Source organism: Paenibacillus agaridevorans, assembly GCF_003112455.1.
GTDB classification, from domain to species: Bacteria; Bacillota; Bacilli; order Paenibacillales; family Paenibacillaceae; genus Pristimantibacillus; species Pristimantibacillus agaridevorans.
Genome location: NZ_BDQX01000139.1, coordinates 1 through 15,525, shown reverse-complemented (window position 1 = coordinate 15,525; position 15,525 = coordinate 1). Strand labels below are relative to the sequence as shown.

The window sequence follows — 15,525 nt, the reverse complement described above, 5'->3', positions numbered from 1 at the left end:
CTCCTTCTCTGATCGCGGGCTTGCGCCCGATCGAATGATACTCCACGCCTGCATCCTTCATGTCATCGACCGCATACAGGTTGCGACCGTCATAAACGAGCGGCGTCCGCATCAGCTTGCGGTAAGTCTCGGGGGCAACGGCCCGGAACTCTCCCCATTCCGTTAAAATAAAGCAGACATTCGCGCCGTCCAGCGCCTCTTCGATACTACTCGCATACGACATATGGCCTCTGGCGCATGGTCCTTCCGGGTACAGCCTCGCAAAGCTTGCCGCGCCGACCGGGTCATAGGCAAATATATCCGCTCCTTGCTCCAACAGGAGGGGAACATTCTCGAGTGATGCCGCTTCCCGGAGATCATCCGTCCCCGGCTTAAACGTCAGGCCCAGCACCGCCACCTTAAGACCGTTTAAGGTAATGAGGCGCTTGCTCGCCTTCTTGTACAGCATTGTCTTCTGATCCTTATTGACGTCGATCGCCGACTTTACCGTCCGGAGCTCGTAGCCATTTTGACGGGCCAAGTAATCCAGCGCCTTTGTATCCTTGGGGAAACAAGAGCCGCCGAAACCAATACCGGCATTTAAGAACTTGCTGCCGATCCGCGGATCAAAGCCCATTCCTTTGGCAACATCCTGGATATCCGCACCGACTAGCTCGCAGAGATTGGCGATATCGTTCATGTACGAGATCTTAAGCGCCAGGAAATCGTTGGCGGCATATTTGATCATCTCGGCGGATCTCCGGTTGACGGAGACGATCGGCAGACCAAACGGCTCATAGATACGCGTCAGCAGCTCCTGCGCCCACTCGCTCTCCGTGCCGATAATGATACGCTCCGCGTGGAGCGTATCGTGAACAGCCGAGCCTTGCGCCAGGAACTCCGGGTTCGAAGCGACCTCTACCCGCACATCGTGGGCGAGGAAGTCATGAATGAACTGCTCAACCTTGTCATTCGTCCCGACGGGCACCGTTGACTTCACCACAACCAGACAGTCCTTCTCGATCGTCTCGGCGATCTGTCTCGCCACCGTTGCGATATAGGACAGGTTGGCCGAGCCGTCTGGCTGCTCAGGTGTTCCGACACCGATAAATATAGCATCTGCCTCTTTATATGCAGCTACATAGTCGGTGGTATAGTCAATTCTACCGGCCTCATAATTTTTCCTCATGAGCTGCTCCAGATCGACCTCATAGATCGGCGACACGCCCGACTTCATCAGCGCCACCTTGTTCTCGTCAATATCCACACAGGTCACCTGGTGACCCATCTCGGCAAAACAAACGCCGGCTACAAGGCCGACATAGCCTGTTCCGGCTACTGCTAGTTTAAGCATAGACAAGGCTTCCTCTCTCCCAGAAAAACAACCAAATTTAGATACTGTATTGCTTCTCAAAATAATTCTGATACTCGCCGCTTAGGATTTGCTCCCACCATTCTTTGTGCTCAAGATACCATGCAATCGTCTGCTCGATTCCCGTATCGAAGGTGTAAGTCGGCTGCCACCCTAACTGCTCCAGCTTGGTCGGGTCAATAGCATATCGCTTGTCATGCCCTAATCGATCTTTAACGAATTCAATGAGATCATTCGATTTATGCAGTGCACGTATAATCGTTTTGACAACTTCAAGGTTTGTCCGTTCATTATGTCCACCAATGTTATACACTTCGCCGTTGATACCCTCGTGCATCACAAGATCAATAGCCGAGCAATGATCCCACACATGCAGCCAGTCGCGAATATTTCGACCGTCACCATACACCGGCACCTTCTGATCGTTCAGTACACGCGAGATCGTCAGCGGGATCAGCTTCTCTGGAAAGTGATACGGTCCGTAGTTATTGGAGCAGCGTGTAATATTAACAGGCAAGCCATAAGTCTCATGGTAAGCCCTGACAAGCAAATCGGAAGAGGCCTTACTAGCGCTATATGGACTATTGGGCTGAATAGGCGTATCCTCTGTAAAAAAAGTTTGAGGATCAAAATCCAGTTCACCGTAAACTTCATCTGTTGAGACGTGGACAAATTTGGTGATGCCATAGACCTTGGCTGCATCAAGCAACACTTGCGTGCCCAACACGTTGGTTTGCACGAATATGCCGGGATCCGTAATTGATCGGTCTACATGGCTTTCCGCCGCGAAATGAATGACATACTGAAATTGTTCCTGCTCGAAAAGAGACATAATTGCTTGCCGATCGGCAATATCTGCTTTAACGAAAGAGTAATTGTCCTTACTCTCTATTCCGGCATGCTTGGTCAAGTCTCCCGCATAAGTCAGCAAATCCAGATTAACAATATCGTAGTCAGGATACTTGTTAACCATATATTGAACGAAGTTGCCGCCAATGAAACCCGCCCCGCCAGTGACCAGCACTTTAATTCTTGTCATGATCTAATCCTCACTTCTGATTATGGAGTAACTGGTTCGTATATCTTGCAACAGCATCTTGCCAAGATGGCAATGGGACGAATCCATGATCCACTAATTTTTTCTTGGACATGCATGAGTTTCGAGGGCGAACAGCGCGAGTGGGGTATTGCTCCGTCGCGATAGAATTTACCTTTACATTCTTCTCAGTCGTCCAGAAGATCTCTCTTGCGAACTCTGCCCAGTTGCAGAAGCCTTCATTAGAGGCGTGATACGTACCATATTTATCGCTTTGAACCATATCCAATAGCAATCTTGCCAGATCTAAAGTATATGTAGGGGAGCCCCATTGATCGCCAACGACATTCAGCTCCTCGCGGGTTTCTGCCAGCCTCAACATGGTCTTTACGAAGTTATTTCCGTTCGAGCCGAATACCCATGAAACCCGTACGATGAAGTGGGTTTCAATTGACTCTTGCACGTACTTCTCGCCTTCATACTTTGTAAGGCCATAATAATTAATAGGGCTCGGCGCATCCCCCTCATCAAAGGGAACTTCGCCTTGCCCATTAAATACGTAATCTGTGCTAATATACATCAGCTTCGCTCCAACGCGTTGCGCAGCTGCGGCCAGATGCTTTGTACCATTGACATTCACATGCCAGCAAGCCTCTCTGTCATCTTCCGCTCGATCCACTGCGGTATAAGCGGCACAATGAATAATGGCATCCGGCTTGACAAGATCAATGTATTCAACCACATCGCTCTCAATTGTTATATCTAAATCCGCAGTGCTACTACCATACATGTCGAAACCCAGAGCTTTACCTCTCTGAACAACATCGTAGCCCAGTTGACCGCTATACCCCGTAACCATTATTTTCATAGCCTACCCACCCATCATAAAGTTCACTTCTGCCTCTTCAAGCAGAGGAGCTTTTTCGTCCTTCTCGGAAAGGATCGGCAGAGCTGACTCTGGCCATTGAATATTAATTGCTAGATCATTCCATCGAATGCCTCTATCGTGGGCTTGAGAATAGCCTTCGTCGACCTTATATTGCACTTCGACATCGTCCGTTAGTGTCATGAATCCATGGGCGAAACCTTGAGGTATGAATAGCTGCTTCTTGTTCTCTTCCGTTAGTTCTACTCCGAACCACTGTCCGAATGTCGAACTTCCCTTGCGAATATCAACTGCTACATCGAAGATTGATCCTCTAGTGCAACGAACCAGCTTGGATTGAGCTTTAGGATTGAGTTGGTAGTGTAACCCACGCAAAGTTCCCTTGGATGCCGAGAAGGAGTGATTATCCTGTACGAAGGTTATGTCTATCCCTAATGCTTTAAGCCTGCTATCGCTGTAGGTTTCCATAAACCATCCTCGATGATCTCCATGTACGGTCGGTTCAATAATGATGACTCCATCAAGTTCTGTATTTATAAGCTTCATGCGTGAATGCCCTCCCGTCTTACAACCTCAATGTTCTGTTTCGCTAATCGTAATAAATACTGGCCGTACTCATTCTTTTTTAGAGGTTCCGCCAGCTCAAGCAATTGTTCCTTACTTATGTAGCCCTTTCTATAGGCAATCTCCTCCAGACAAGCTACTTTAAGACTCTGTCTCTTCTCAACCGTCTCTATATAAGTTGAGGCTTCAAGAAGAGACTCATGTGTACCTGTATCGAGCCAAGCGAAGCCACGGCCAAGCAATTCAACACTTAACTCGCCCTTCTCCAAGTAAACCTTGTTTACATCTGTAATCTCTAGCTCTCCACGTTCCGAGGGCCTAATCTGTTTTGCTATTTCAACTACACTATTATCATAGAAATATAGACCAGTTACAGCGTACGTTGATTGGGGATCCTGAGGCTTCTCTTCTATGGATATAGCCTTACCGACTTCATCAAATTCAACTACACCGAAACGCTCGGGATCCTTGACGTTATAGCCAAAGATAGTTGCACCATGTTGACGTGATGCTGCGCTCTCTAGCAGCTTAGTGAAACCATGACCATAGAAAATGTTATCGCCAAGAATTAGAGCAACATTGTCATTCCCAATAAAGTCCTCCCCAATCAGGAATGCCTGCGCAAGTCCGTCAGGAGATTCTTGTACGGCGTAGCTAATATGTATACCTAGATCACTACCGCAACCTAAAAGTTGCTCGAATCTAGGCGTATCTTGAGGGGTGGATATGATTAATATATCTTTGATTCCTGCTAACATTAATATTGATAGTGGGTAATAAATCATTGGCTTATCATATATGGGTAAAAGCTGTTTTGAGATTGTTTTAGTTAACGGATACAGCCTGGTTCCGCTTCCTCCAGCAAGAATAATGCCTTTCACTTTCAAATAAATCCCCCCCTTAAATAACCTTTGATTCTTTTTACTGAAATAATAATTTCCCTTCTTGTAATAAATAAGTAAAATAAAAGTCCAATTAAAAAGATACTTAACGAAATAGAGAATCCGGAGTTATATGAAATAACAATAAATAAAATTGCCATTAACAATTCTAAAACAGTACCTTTAGTGATAGGAAAGTTTAATAATCGAGATAAACAGTACTCTGAAATAATAGATTTTAGTGCCAACAGTACAACAATTGATATTACAGCCGCATTCAAATTATTAAATACTACAACTGTTCCCACTGTCGAAATTAATGAAAGTATCCACACCATAGCATTTATTCTCAACATTAGCTTTTCTTTTCTTTTTATTTTTAAGAAAGTATTTATTAACATTGATGTTTTTGCCTCAAAGATTAATGAAGGAAATAACAATGCCAACAAAGACAGTGCATCGGAGTATTGGGGAACCCATAAGGAAAGTAATTCAGTGATTGGAAAGTAAAGTGCCATTGCAAGAATCAACACTGTCATTAATATGTTTTTTATAACTAAATAAATTTCTGTATACTTACGTTCATCCACTCTTTTTAAAATTGGAAACATTACGATTCCTAAAGAATTTATAAAAATCATTAGCATGTTTGTTATACTTAATATAAATGACACTTTTCCAAAAACAACAACGTCCCAATTTCGCTCTATACCAAATCTTACGTTTCCGACAATTAGTATTCCAGCAACATTTGCAAGCATAAGTTTTATTCCTGCACTTATATTTTCTTTGGCTTCCTTAAATGAGAATATGAAGCTCGAGATTTTATTAAATGCTATGTCTTTACAACAGTATAATGAAAAAATTAATGATAGAAACTTTCCAATGAGATCTGAAAAAATAATGTATTCTATCTCTTTCACACCACAAAATACAAGTATAATAATTAACATTAAACTAGTGAACTTATCCAACAAGTTTATTATTGCATACTCTTTAATTCTATTTGTTGCTTGTAATAAATACATAAACATATAGCGAGTATTTACTATAACCGCCCCTAATGCAACAAATTGTATAATCACTTTTCGTTGTTCAATAGTTTGGGTCAATGATATAAAAAATATCATTAAAGCAAATATAACTTGTAACGTGACTAACATTATAAGCTGTGAATTGAATAATTTTTTGTCAAGGTCCGCGTAATTGTTGCCTCCGTAGCGTAAATAAATACCATCGTTCCAACCCAAATGCAAAAAGCCAACATAGCCTATATAGAATAAATATAATTGCCAATAACCGTAGCTTTCTATGCTAAAAAACTTTGGCAAGATTAATACTAATGTAACTGAAAATAAAACCGCTATTACATTTGAAATTACAGCATAAGATACGTTACTTATGAATTTGGTTACAGTTCGTTTCAATACTAACCCCCATAATGAAATTGAAAGCTTTACTTAGTGTGCTACAGATTGATCATTCTAGATCTGTATACATTGTCGTTAAATAATATTTTTAAAAATTCAATTGCGGATTTTCTATGATGTTTATAAATAAATAGTCGCTTTTGTCTTCCAGCCTTTACAATTGCATTTGTCGACGAATCTTCTTTATGATATATCAGAATATCTGGTGAATACATAGTAAGTAATTTTTCTTTCCGCGCAATATAAAATAAAATGTCCTCCTCCATATATAAAAAAGTTTTGTCATAAAGTCCATTATATTTTTGTATATATTCTTTTGAAAATATGAGGCAACATCCATGTAACATAACATTTTTATGCTCCTCCGTATGCATGGCTTTATAACGCTTATTCCTAGAACGATTTAAAAGTAGCTTATCCTTCATACTCCTCAGTATATCATCCAACTTCAACCATATCAGAAGATGAGATATGGTATATTTCACAATCAAACCCACCATTCCCCTTTTACTATACCTTTTAGTTTGACTGAAATGAGGATTTTGATGTTTATTGTCAGATAGTGAAAGAATATCAGGACCAAGAATATGGAACTTATGCTCAGTATACTTATTATTAATAACTTTTATGAAATTTTTCTGATTTACTAGAGTGTCATTGTTAATAAGTACAATAAAGTCCGATTTTAATTCATGCTTTGCAAATTGATATCCCAGATTGTTTCCACTTGCAAAGCCTAAATTCTTTTCAGATATTATTATATGAATATTCTGATAGTCCTTGAACTCGAATTCTAAATCAATTCCACTCCCATCATTAGAACCATTGTCCACCACAACAATATCAAAATCACCCTCTACGTTATCAATTAATGATCTAACACATTCCCTAGTGTCAACAATAGTAATATAATGTAAAACTACAAAGGTTGTTTTCATAGGACACCTCAAGTCAATATTGGTTCCGAACATTATAATATTTTTCATTACAAAATTACCTGGATTAATCAATAAATAAACACTCCAGCTTGATTATTTAAAACCTTAACCCAACAGTAAATTGCAAAAAGCAACATAAAAAGCACTTGCAGAATTCTTTTGTGCTTAAATTCTATTTGATCAATGATAAATGGAATTAAAAAATTACGTATATACTAAAATAAGTTGAAATTCCATCTAAATATTTAGAACTAATTGCAATACCATTAGTAAAGGTAGCAACTAGTACGCTATTGAACATTAACTTGTATTGATAATCTTTTCTATTATTAAATAAAATACAAAATCCTAATATTAATAAATATACCAAGAAATCAAAAGGCTTAGACTTTATATCAACACTAAATGATTCATAAATTTTATAGTCAACTAGCAATGAGATGCTTCCCAATAATCCGAAATGCAAAGGAAAATATCTCTACTGAATATAAATTAAAGATTAAAACAGCAACACCAATACTAAATATATATTTAAATTAAAATGTGATTTTATCCAAAAAAAGCAGTGATAAACTAACAATCGCATTATAGTGAAAATTAACCGCTATAGCAACAAAGAATATAAAGCTTTTCCTCTTGTTTCTTATTAAATACCAATATCCCAATAAGCAAAAAGCTAATGCGATATATTGCTAATTATATTTAAGGAGTCAAAATAGAAGAAACCAAACACAAATAAAAATACAGTAAGTAATTAATTAATTGATATTTTATTTATAGTAATTCTAAAAGTTACCAGAATTAGAATGCTAGTTGTTATCATAATAGACTTTGCATGATTTGAAATTGCATATGTAATTTGCAAAAAAACCAGGTTCGTACTTTTGCGAATTAAATTACTCCGTTAAAAAAGAAATTATAATAATTCATGAAATCCGTTCCAACATTATAACGCAATGCGCTAAGGACTATTAGAGCAAAAAAGGTTAGACTTGTATAAACATTTACCTTAAACCAATTCACTCTTATATTCGGCAATAAATATAGTGATAGCGTTAGAAATATCATTATGTAATAAATCGTCATGTTCTACTCCTAATTTTATGCTAGCTTTCTTTGAGATAGTAGCTTTATAACATGTAGTAATGATATCTCCATTTTTGATATTGAATTTATTATATGAATTACCGTCTTATTATACATTTTAAGCTTCAGATATGCTTTTGCTATTTTTAAATTGTAAATAGTCATAAGTTCCTTATCCTCAAGTAATACATTCATGTACTTTTCTTTTAAATAGATGTTACTACTCAACCTATTTGAATAGTTAGAAGTAATAGTGTTATTCTCATATATAGTATAATTAAGTAAGCATTCCTCAACGCAGTCGATTTCATACTTTTCAGCAAGTCTATACCAAAAGTCCAAATCTTGCCCCGATTTCAAATTGACATCAAACATCCCTACCTCAATTGCACATGTCCTTCTAACAATTCCGCAAGAAGTAGATCCTATATAGTTTTTAATTAATAATTCTTTGCAGGGATTATTAGCTTTTATAGCCCTCCGTTCTATGTTTCCTCCTTTTTTTTCATAGATATATTTAATACCACAATAAACCAACCCAACTTTACTATTCTCAAATTTTCTTATTTGCTTCTCTAGCTTCCTTTCATCCCAAGAATCATCGTCATCTAAGAAAGCGACAAATTCGCCCGAACTATGCTCTATACCAGTATTTCTAGCCTTACACGCCCCCATATTTTGTTCGTGTGCAATGTATAACACTTGAGGGTATTCTTTAACACCATCGGAGATTTCTCTTGAAAGATCATTTTCACTCCCATTATCATCCACTACTATAATCTCAATATTTTTATAGGTCTGCTTTAAAACACTGTTTATTGCATTCTTTATTACGCTGCTATTCCTTTTATATGTGGGTATTACAATACTCACTTTCTTTTTCACATGTTTAACCCCTTCCTATGCGCTGAATTAAATTAAAACTATCATTTTAATTAAACCTGACGCGACTTGACTATTAGCTCAACAATAAATTTCTCTTCCAGAACAATAGATGATGGTACTTATATATTTATCGATCTATATTACCGAATATATGATTCATTTTTTTTTGAAATGCATAATGTGAAAATAAACGTTCAAATTGATAATGAGTGTTGTTTTTCATTAAATGTAATTCCGATGCTGTCATATTCGTTATTCTAGCAGCTATTTCTGTTAAATTATTTATATTTATATTAAACCCAATATTTTCGTCCTTCACGAGTTCAAAAGTGTCAGCTTGTATATTATTTAGAATCGGTAACCCACCATAAAAATAATCTACAGACTTCATTGTGAGACCTACACAAACACTTTCTTTCATTATATTCAACCCAAAATGACACTTATTGAATATTTGTTGCTTTTCTTTATCATCATAGACCTTACCGTAGTAGTTAACAGTTGCTCCTACATTTTTGAGTCCATCAATTAATAATTGTTTATTCTCCCCTTCCCCAATAATATGTATTGTAGTAGGTTTAATATTAACCAAAGCAGTAACAAGTTTAATAATCATAGTGATATCGATAATGTTATTTATTGAACCTAAATAACATAAATTAATCTGATTATTATCTAGAATGCTCCATTTTTCCTGTACGTCTCCTTTTTTAGCTAGATACAGAGTTTCGGATCTATGATTTTTCAATAGCTCTTGCAATACACTTTGATACAAGTTACATTCTGTTAATACGGTATTAGCTCTTAATATGTTCTTATTCCGTAAACTTCTCCAAACGTAGTAAGGGAATTTAGTAACTACTCCTCCTTTTGTAGGCATAGTTTCTGGCCAAAGATCGATGATATCAAAGTACAACTTTACTTCTGGATGCTTTTTCTTATACCTATTTGCAAATAGTGCCAATGAATTAGGCGGCAATGTTACATAAATTAGGTCTGGTAACAATTTTTCAACAGCTTGAAAGGCCCTCTTTGAAAATTCATAATGAGACAATAATCTGGAGTAAGACAAATTTTTATGGTACGGTCTAGTCTCTATAAATAAATAGTTTTTCTTTTTATCATTCCGTTTCGTCTTCTGAATATGTTTAAAGTTAGATGTTATAATATTAACGCTATGTCCATGTTCGATGAAATAATCGTATACCATATCAATTCTATTCTCATAGGTATCGAAACAGTTAATTATAACAATTTTCATTTTTCTCTTCCCTCAATTACTCTAATCGAATCTTTAAAGTTTGTAATACAGTATTCGGAATCATATTTTGATAATTCATGTTCATACACAAATGTTCCAAACAGTTTATTAATCGAATCCACCTTTTTTCCTATTATTCTTATTATTGGATTAAATAGTTTGGTAACTGCTGTTTTTTTTCCGTTAACATTTCTTATATAACAAAATAAATCTGTTACATTTACGTATTCAGTATTTTGAGGATGAAATACTCCCGGAGCTTCATCTTTAATTATCATTCTTATAAACTCACATAGATTATCGATATATAACATGCTGCGGATACCATCTATTTTCGGAAAAACAGGAATAAACTTTGCAATTTTGGCTAGTTTAGGGAAATTTCCTTTAGAACCTAATCCATATATCATTGGCGGACGAATAATAGAAATATTAAAATTCTCATCCTGTAAATATGTAATCCCTATTTCTGCTTGCCGCTTACTGTCTCCATAATACCCATATGGGTGCGGCGGTGTTAAACTATTCACGATAGTACTTTGATTATCAGCATTACTTTCTCCATAAACAATCATACTACTTAAGAAAATAAATTGTTTGACTCCTTCTGATTTTGCTTTATTGGCTATCGCTATTGTAAGGTCTGTATTTATCTTATAGTAAAGATCCTCCTGGTATTTTTTTGCTTTTACATGTGCAATTCCTGCAACGTGCAAAATCACATCATAATTTGTAAAAGTAGATTCTTTCCACTCATCGTTCCGACAGGTAATAAACTCAATAGTATACTCTGGGTGATCTTTTACCCATTTGGCAAACGAATTGCCGATGTAACTGTTCTTGGCAGTTATAAGTATATTTTTCACTTGTCTTGAATGCATACTCATTTAGCAACAAACTCCCTATTTGTTGCTTTATTACCTGTCCCACCCTCAACAATACCTTCGCTCTTGACCACGCTTATAATAGTACCTACGAAACACTTCACATCCATTACAATGCCAATCTTCTTGACATATTCCCCATCAAGCCTTGCTTTTACATCAATTGACAGTTCATCCCTGCCGTTGATCTGCGCCCAGCCTGTTAAGCCAGGGAGCACATCATTGGCGCCGTATTTATCGCGTTCCTTGATCAGATCATCTTGATTCCACAATGCTGGTCTTGGTCCGATAATGCTCATGTGGCCGACAAGTATGTTTATGATTTGTGGTAGCTCGTCCAAGCTAGATTTCCGCAGAAATCCGCCTACCTTGGTAATGTATTGATTCGGGTTCTGTAATAAATGTGTAGGCGTATCCTTCGGCGTGTCGATTCTCATTGTGCGAAATTTCAAAATGTAGAAATGAGACTTACCTTTTCCAACACGCTTCTGTTTGAATAATACAGGTCCTTTGGATTCCAGCTTTATTGCAATTACTAGTATGAGAAGTAATGGGGATAATAGTATTAGGCCCACTAATGAAAAGACGGTGTCACCAAATCGTTTAATTATGTTGTACATACTCTATAACACTCCCATATGTTGTGACATTTTGTATTATTTTACTTCTATACGTTAACCATACGCTCTCTCAACAACGTCTCCAAGTACTTCATCAATTCGTCTTTTAGTCCGTCATTCTTAAGCGCCATCTCTATGGTCGTTTTAATGAAACCCAGCTTCTCGCCAACATCGTACCTGGTGCCTTCAAAGTCGTAGGCATATACCGCTTCTTGTTGATTAAGTGTAGCGATCGCGTCGGTAAGTTGAATCTCACCTCCCGCACCCGGTTGTTGATTCTCCAGTATTCCGAATATTTTGGGGCTTAGAATATAACGCCCCATAATAGCAATATTAGATGGAGCGTCTTCGACCTTCGGCTTCTCTACAAGCCCGTTAACACTAAATAAGCGGTCATGAATCATTTTGCCATCCACGATACCGTATCTGGACACCTCATGTTCATGAACGCTTTGGACTCCAATAATGGAGGAGCTGTACCGATCGTATTGTTCAATCATTTGTTTCAAGCATGGTTTCTCGGCTTGTACTATATCGTCCCCCAGCAGGACGGCAAATGGTTCATTGCCGATAAACTTTCGAGCACACCAGATCGCATGTCCCAATCCCTTGGCTTCCTTCTGGCGGATATAATGAATGTCGACCATTTTTGAGGACTTCTGTACCTCGCTTAGAAGTTCCATTTTGCCCTTTTCTAGCAAGCTCTGCTCTAACTCAAAGGAGTTGTCAAAGTGATCCTCGATGGCGCGCTTCCCTTTGCCCGTTACGATAATAATATCTTCAATGCCTGACTCGACTGCTTCCTCGACGATATATTGGATGGTCGGCTTGTCCACTATAGGAAGCATTTCCTTAGGCATTGCCTTAGTAGCCGGGAGGAAGCGTGTGCCTAGCCCCGCAGCAGGAATAATGGCTTTCCTTACTCGCATTTTGTCTCCTCCTATCAGCACTACTTCTCCTTAGATACTTCTTCGTAGCTTTTTCCTTTGCTCATGCCGTATTTTTTGGCGATCTGAATTAGATCATCATATTGTTCCGGAGTAAGTCGGTCTAGAATAAGTGTGCGTGCTTCCTTCTTTTCATCCAGGTTAAGTCCGCCACTTGCCAGTTCCTGCAATGCTTTAATATCATCCATGCTAAGCTGCTTTAAGAATACGGAAGCGAGCTGTGCTTTCTCAGAGACTGTAATCTTATTCTGTACGTCCTTTGCTTTATCCGTCGATATCTCTGCAGAGTAGCCATTAGTAGGGCTGGGCTTACTTCCAACTTCAGACTGGTTGTTTTGGCCACCTGCGCTACCATCAGTTTCTGCTTGCCCTTCTGAACCCTCGCCATCCGGCTCGCTAGTCGCGGGCTGATCCACAGTCCCGTCCCCGCCACCGCTTGGAGCGTCCGTAGGTGTAGGAATGACTTCTTCCAGCAGCTCGTCCTCCAAACTAGCGGAAAGCTGTGCAATCATTTTGTCCATCGCATAGTTGGCCGCAAAGAGACCGCCTACGCCAAGCACGACAATGATGGAAGCTGCCCATATCAGAACCTTTTTCCAAGTTTTCATCTTTGGTTTGCGTTGTCTCATCTAGATCGCCCTCCGATCATGTTGTAACTCCGGCTCAAGGTTGAATGCGACATGTTCCTGTATAAAGAATGGTACTAATTGTTCAATGGCAGCCTTCACAACTTGCGGTTCGGAGCCGATAATGTTCTTAAGATGCAAAAGCTTGAGCTCCAGCTCTTGGCGATCGAGAGATTGAGCCTTGCCTACGAAGATGCGCTCATGCTGGGTTGCCGTAGTCGCTTCGGCTTCGGTCAGCAGCTCCTCGTACAGCTTCTCGCCTTCGCGCAAGCCGCTAAAGCGGATCGGTATGTCGACATCCGGCTCCAGACCGGACAAACGAATCAGATCCTTGGCCAAATCCAGAATACGGACCGGCTTACCCATGTCCAGGATAAAGATTTCGCCGCCGCGTGCGAATGCGCCAGCCTGAATGACAAGCTGAACGGCCTCCGGAATCGTCATGAAGTAACGTACCATCTCCGGATGGGTCACCGTCACGGGTCCGCCTGCTTCGATCTGCTCCTTAAAGCGAGGGATTACGCTGCCCCTGCTGCCAAGCACGTTGCCGAATCGAACCGCTACGAATTGGGTGCGGCTAGTATTATTGATACTCTGTATGTACATCTCGGCAATTCGTTTCGTCGCGCCCATAATGCTAGTGGGATTGACTGCCTTGTCGGAGGAGATCATAACGAAACGCGCCGCGCCGTGCTTGTCCGCCGCATCGGCGACGTTGCGAGTGCCGAACACATTATTTTTGATCGCTTCGGACGGGTTGCGCTCCATAAGAGGAACATGCTTATGCGCAGCCGCGTGGAAGACCACTTGCGGCATGAATTGTCCTAATACTTGATCCATACGCTCTCGATCCTGTATGTCAGCAATAACGGTCTCTATGGCAACCTGGGCGAACCTCGTTCTAAGCTCCATCTCGATGGTGTAGATACTGTTCTCGCCATGCCCCAGAAGCAATAGCTTGCTTGGAGAGAAGGAGGCGATCTGACGGGAAAGCTCCGAACCGATGGAACCGCCCGCGCCCGTAACCAGGACAATCTTGCCCGTTACATAATCCATGACGCCATTTAAATCAATATTGACGGGTTCTCTGCCCAGCAAGTCTTCGACCTCGACATTACGCAACGTCTGGATCGCCAGCTTGCCGGTTATAATATCGTCGATAGCCGGTATGATCTTTACCTTGGCGCCTGTCGTCATACATATATTAATAAGGTCGCTAATCTCCGCTCGCTTGGAAGACGGCATGGCAATGACGATGTCATGGACATGATGCATCTTCACAACATCTACAATGTCGCCACGACCGCCGAACACGGGATAACCCATGACCTGCATATAGCGCTTGTAAGGATCGTCATCGATAAAGCCAACAAGCTTGCTTTGGATAAAGCTGCGATTCGTCATTATTTCCTTGGCAATAAGCGCCCCGCAATCGCCTGCTCCCACGACCAATATATTCGTTTTCATCTCATTCTTTGCTGATCGGTTAACCCGGATAAGCCGCCATATAAAGCGCGAGCCTCCCATAAACAACAGCATGGTCTCTAACGTTCTAGTCGTGATCGACAACGGCACTCGATTGCCTGTAATCAAGTAAGTCCATAGATAAGCTAGCACAATACCTGTTATTACTGCTTTCACTAACCCAATTATTTCGCCAATACTGGCATACTGCCACATCCGCCTATACATATCGAAGTAAGCGAACGTTAGGCCGACGGCCAAGGTGGAGGCTGCTGCAAATACAAATAATTGCGAGACATAGCCGGGAGGGATGTCTGCATTAAATCGGAACAGATATGCAATGACTATTGACGCCCATATGATTAGAAAGTCAACCACCAGTATAATAAAATTCCTTCTCCGTACACTCATCCCTTTTCACCTCCGGCTCTCGTATAAGTCCCGCCTATTCCTGTGCTCCGTAATAGTAGTAGTAAGCTTCTTCATTGGCCTTGCGCTTCACGTTGTTCAATACGACACCCAGTATACGCGCATTTACAGCCTGCAGGTTTTGGATCGCCTTTTTGGCGATGTCGCGCTTTACCTTGCCCTGGTCGACGACCAAGATAGCTCCGTCGCACTTGCTTGCTACGATCTGAGCATCCGTAACGGCTAGCAACGGCGGGG

Annotated in this window: 15 protein-coding genes and 1 pseudogene; all 16 read right to left on the bottom strand. The window is 40.2% G+C overall.

Translation table 11 applies throughout. The features are described from left to right. The coding region (locus PAT3040_RS13550; protein WP_108993087.1) for a UDP-glucose dehydrogenase family protein at nucleotides 1–1,333 on the bottom strand (1,333 nt) is incomplete at its 3' end. Nucleotides 1,334–1,370: 37 nt separating this feature from the next. Further along, the gene (rfbB, locus tag PAT3040_RS13545; RefSeq protein WP_108993085.1) at nucleotides 1,371–2,390 is read right to left on the bottom strand and encodes a dTDP-glucose 4,6-dehydratase; all 1,020 of its coding nucleotides are present in this window, start codon (nucleotides 2,388–2,390) and stop codon (nucleotides 1,371–1,373) included. A 10-nt stretch (nucleotides 2,391–2,400) separates the two neighbouring features. Beyond that, nucleotides 2,401–3,255 (bottom strand): dTDP-4-dehydrorhamnose reductase, encoded by an 855-nt coding sequence (rfbD, locus tag PAT3040_RS13540; protein ID WP_108993083.1) that lies wholly within the window; start codon nucleotides 3,253–3,255, stop codon nucleotides 2,401–2,403. 3 nt (nucleotides 3,256–3,258) lie between these two features. Further along, the gene (gene rfbC / locus PAT3040_RS13535) at nucleotides 3,259–3,819 is read right to left on the bottom strand and encodes a dTDP-4-dehydrorhamnose 3,5-epimerase (RefSeq protein ID WP_108993081.1); all 561 of its coding nucleotides are present in this window, start codon (nucleotides 3,817–3,819) and stop codon (nucleotides 3,259–3,261) included. Further along, nucleotides 3,816–4,718, bottom strand: a complete 903-nt coding sequence (gene rfbA, locus PAT3040_RS13530; protein ID WP_108993091.1) for a glucose-1-phosphate thymidylyltransferase RfbA — start codon at nucleotides 4,716–4,718, stop codon at nucleotides 3,816–3,818. Before rfbA ends, rfbC begins: the two co-directional genes overlap by 4 nt. Before the next feature lie 2 nt (nucleotides 4,719–4,720). Then, the gene (locus tag PAT3040_RS13525; RefSeq protein WP_108993079.1) at nucleotides 4,721–6,145 is read right to left on the bottom strand and encodes an MATE family efflux transporter; all 1,425 of its coding nucleotides are present in this window, start codon (nucleotides 6,143–6,145) and stop codon (nucleotides 4,721–4,723) included. Between the two features lie 41 nt (nucleotides 6,146–6,186). After that, a complete protein-coding gene (locus PAT3040_RS13520) occupies nucleotides 6,187–7,158 on the bottom strand; it encodes a glycosyltransferase (protein WP_108993077.1) in 972 nt (323 codons plus the stop codon). 464 nt (nucleotides 7,159–7,622) lie between these two features. Beyond that, nucleotides 7,623–7,772: an EpsG family protein gene (locus PAT3040_RS39995; RefSeq protein ID WP_108993075.1), complete on the bottom strand. Its 150-nt coding sequence runs from the start codon at nucleotides 7,770–7,772 to the stop codon at nucleotides 7,623–7,625. Nucleotides 7,773–8,187: 415 nt separating this feature from the next. Continuing rightward, nucleotides 8,188–9,057 carry a glycosyltransferase family 2 protein gene (locus tag PAT3040_RS13510; RefSeq protein ID WP_108993073.1) on the bottom strand — a complete coding sequence of 290 codons (870 nt, stop codon included), beginning with the start codon at nucleotides 9,055–9,057 and terminating at the stop codon, nucleotides 8,188–8,190. 127 nt (nucleotides 9,058–9,184) lie between these two features. Further along, a complete protein-coding gene (locus PAT3040_RS13505; protein WP_108993071.1) occupies nucleotides 9,185–10,318 on the bottom strand; it encodes a glycosyltransferase in 1,134 nt (377 codons plus the stop codon). Continuing rightward, complete coding sequence (locus PAT3040_RS13500; RefSeq protein WP_258234966.1) at nucleotides 10,315–11,205, bottom strand: NAD-dependent epimerase/dehydratase family protein; 891 nt, start codon at nucleotides 11,203–11,205, stop codon at nucleotides 10,315–10,317. Before PAT3040_RS13500 ends, PAT3040_RS13505 begins: the two co-directional genes overlap by 4 nt. Then, nucleotides 11,202–11,822, bottom strand: coding sequence for a sugar transferase (locus PAT3040_RS13495; protein WP_108993070.1), 621 nt, complete (start codon nucleotides 11,820–11,822; stop codon nucleotides 11,202–11,204). Before PAT3040_RS13495 ends, PAT3040_RS13500 begins: the two co-directional genes overlap by 4 nt. 47 nt (nucleotides 11,823–11,869) lie before the next feature. Next, entirely contained in the window at nucleotides 11,870–12,751 is an 882-nt protein-coding gene (gene galU, locus PAT3040_RS13490) for a UTP--glucose-1-phosphate uridylyltransferase GalU (protein ID WP_108993068.1), read from the bottom strand. Between the two features lie 20 nt (nucleotides 12,752–12,771). Beyond that, nucleotides 12,772–13,398, bottom strand: coding sequence for a hypothetical protein (locus PAT3040_RS13485; protein ID WP_108993067.1), 627 nt, complete (start codon nucleotides 13,396–13,398; stop codon nucleotides 12,772–12,774). After that, a complete protein-coding gene (locus PAT3040_RS13480; RefSeq protein WP_108993065.1) occupies nucleotides 13,399–15,270 on the bottom strand; it encodes a polysaccharide biosynthesis protein in 1,872 nt (623 codons plus the stop codon). A gap of 34 nt (nucleotides 15,271–15,304) precedes the next feature. Continuing rightward, nucleotides 15,305–15,525: pseudogene (locus PAT3040_RS13475) on the bottom strand (CpsD/CapB family tyrosine-protein kinase); the annotation flags it as partial.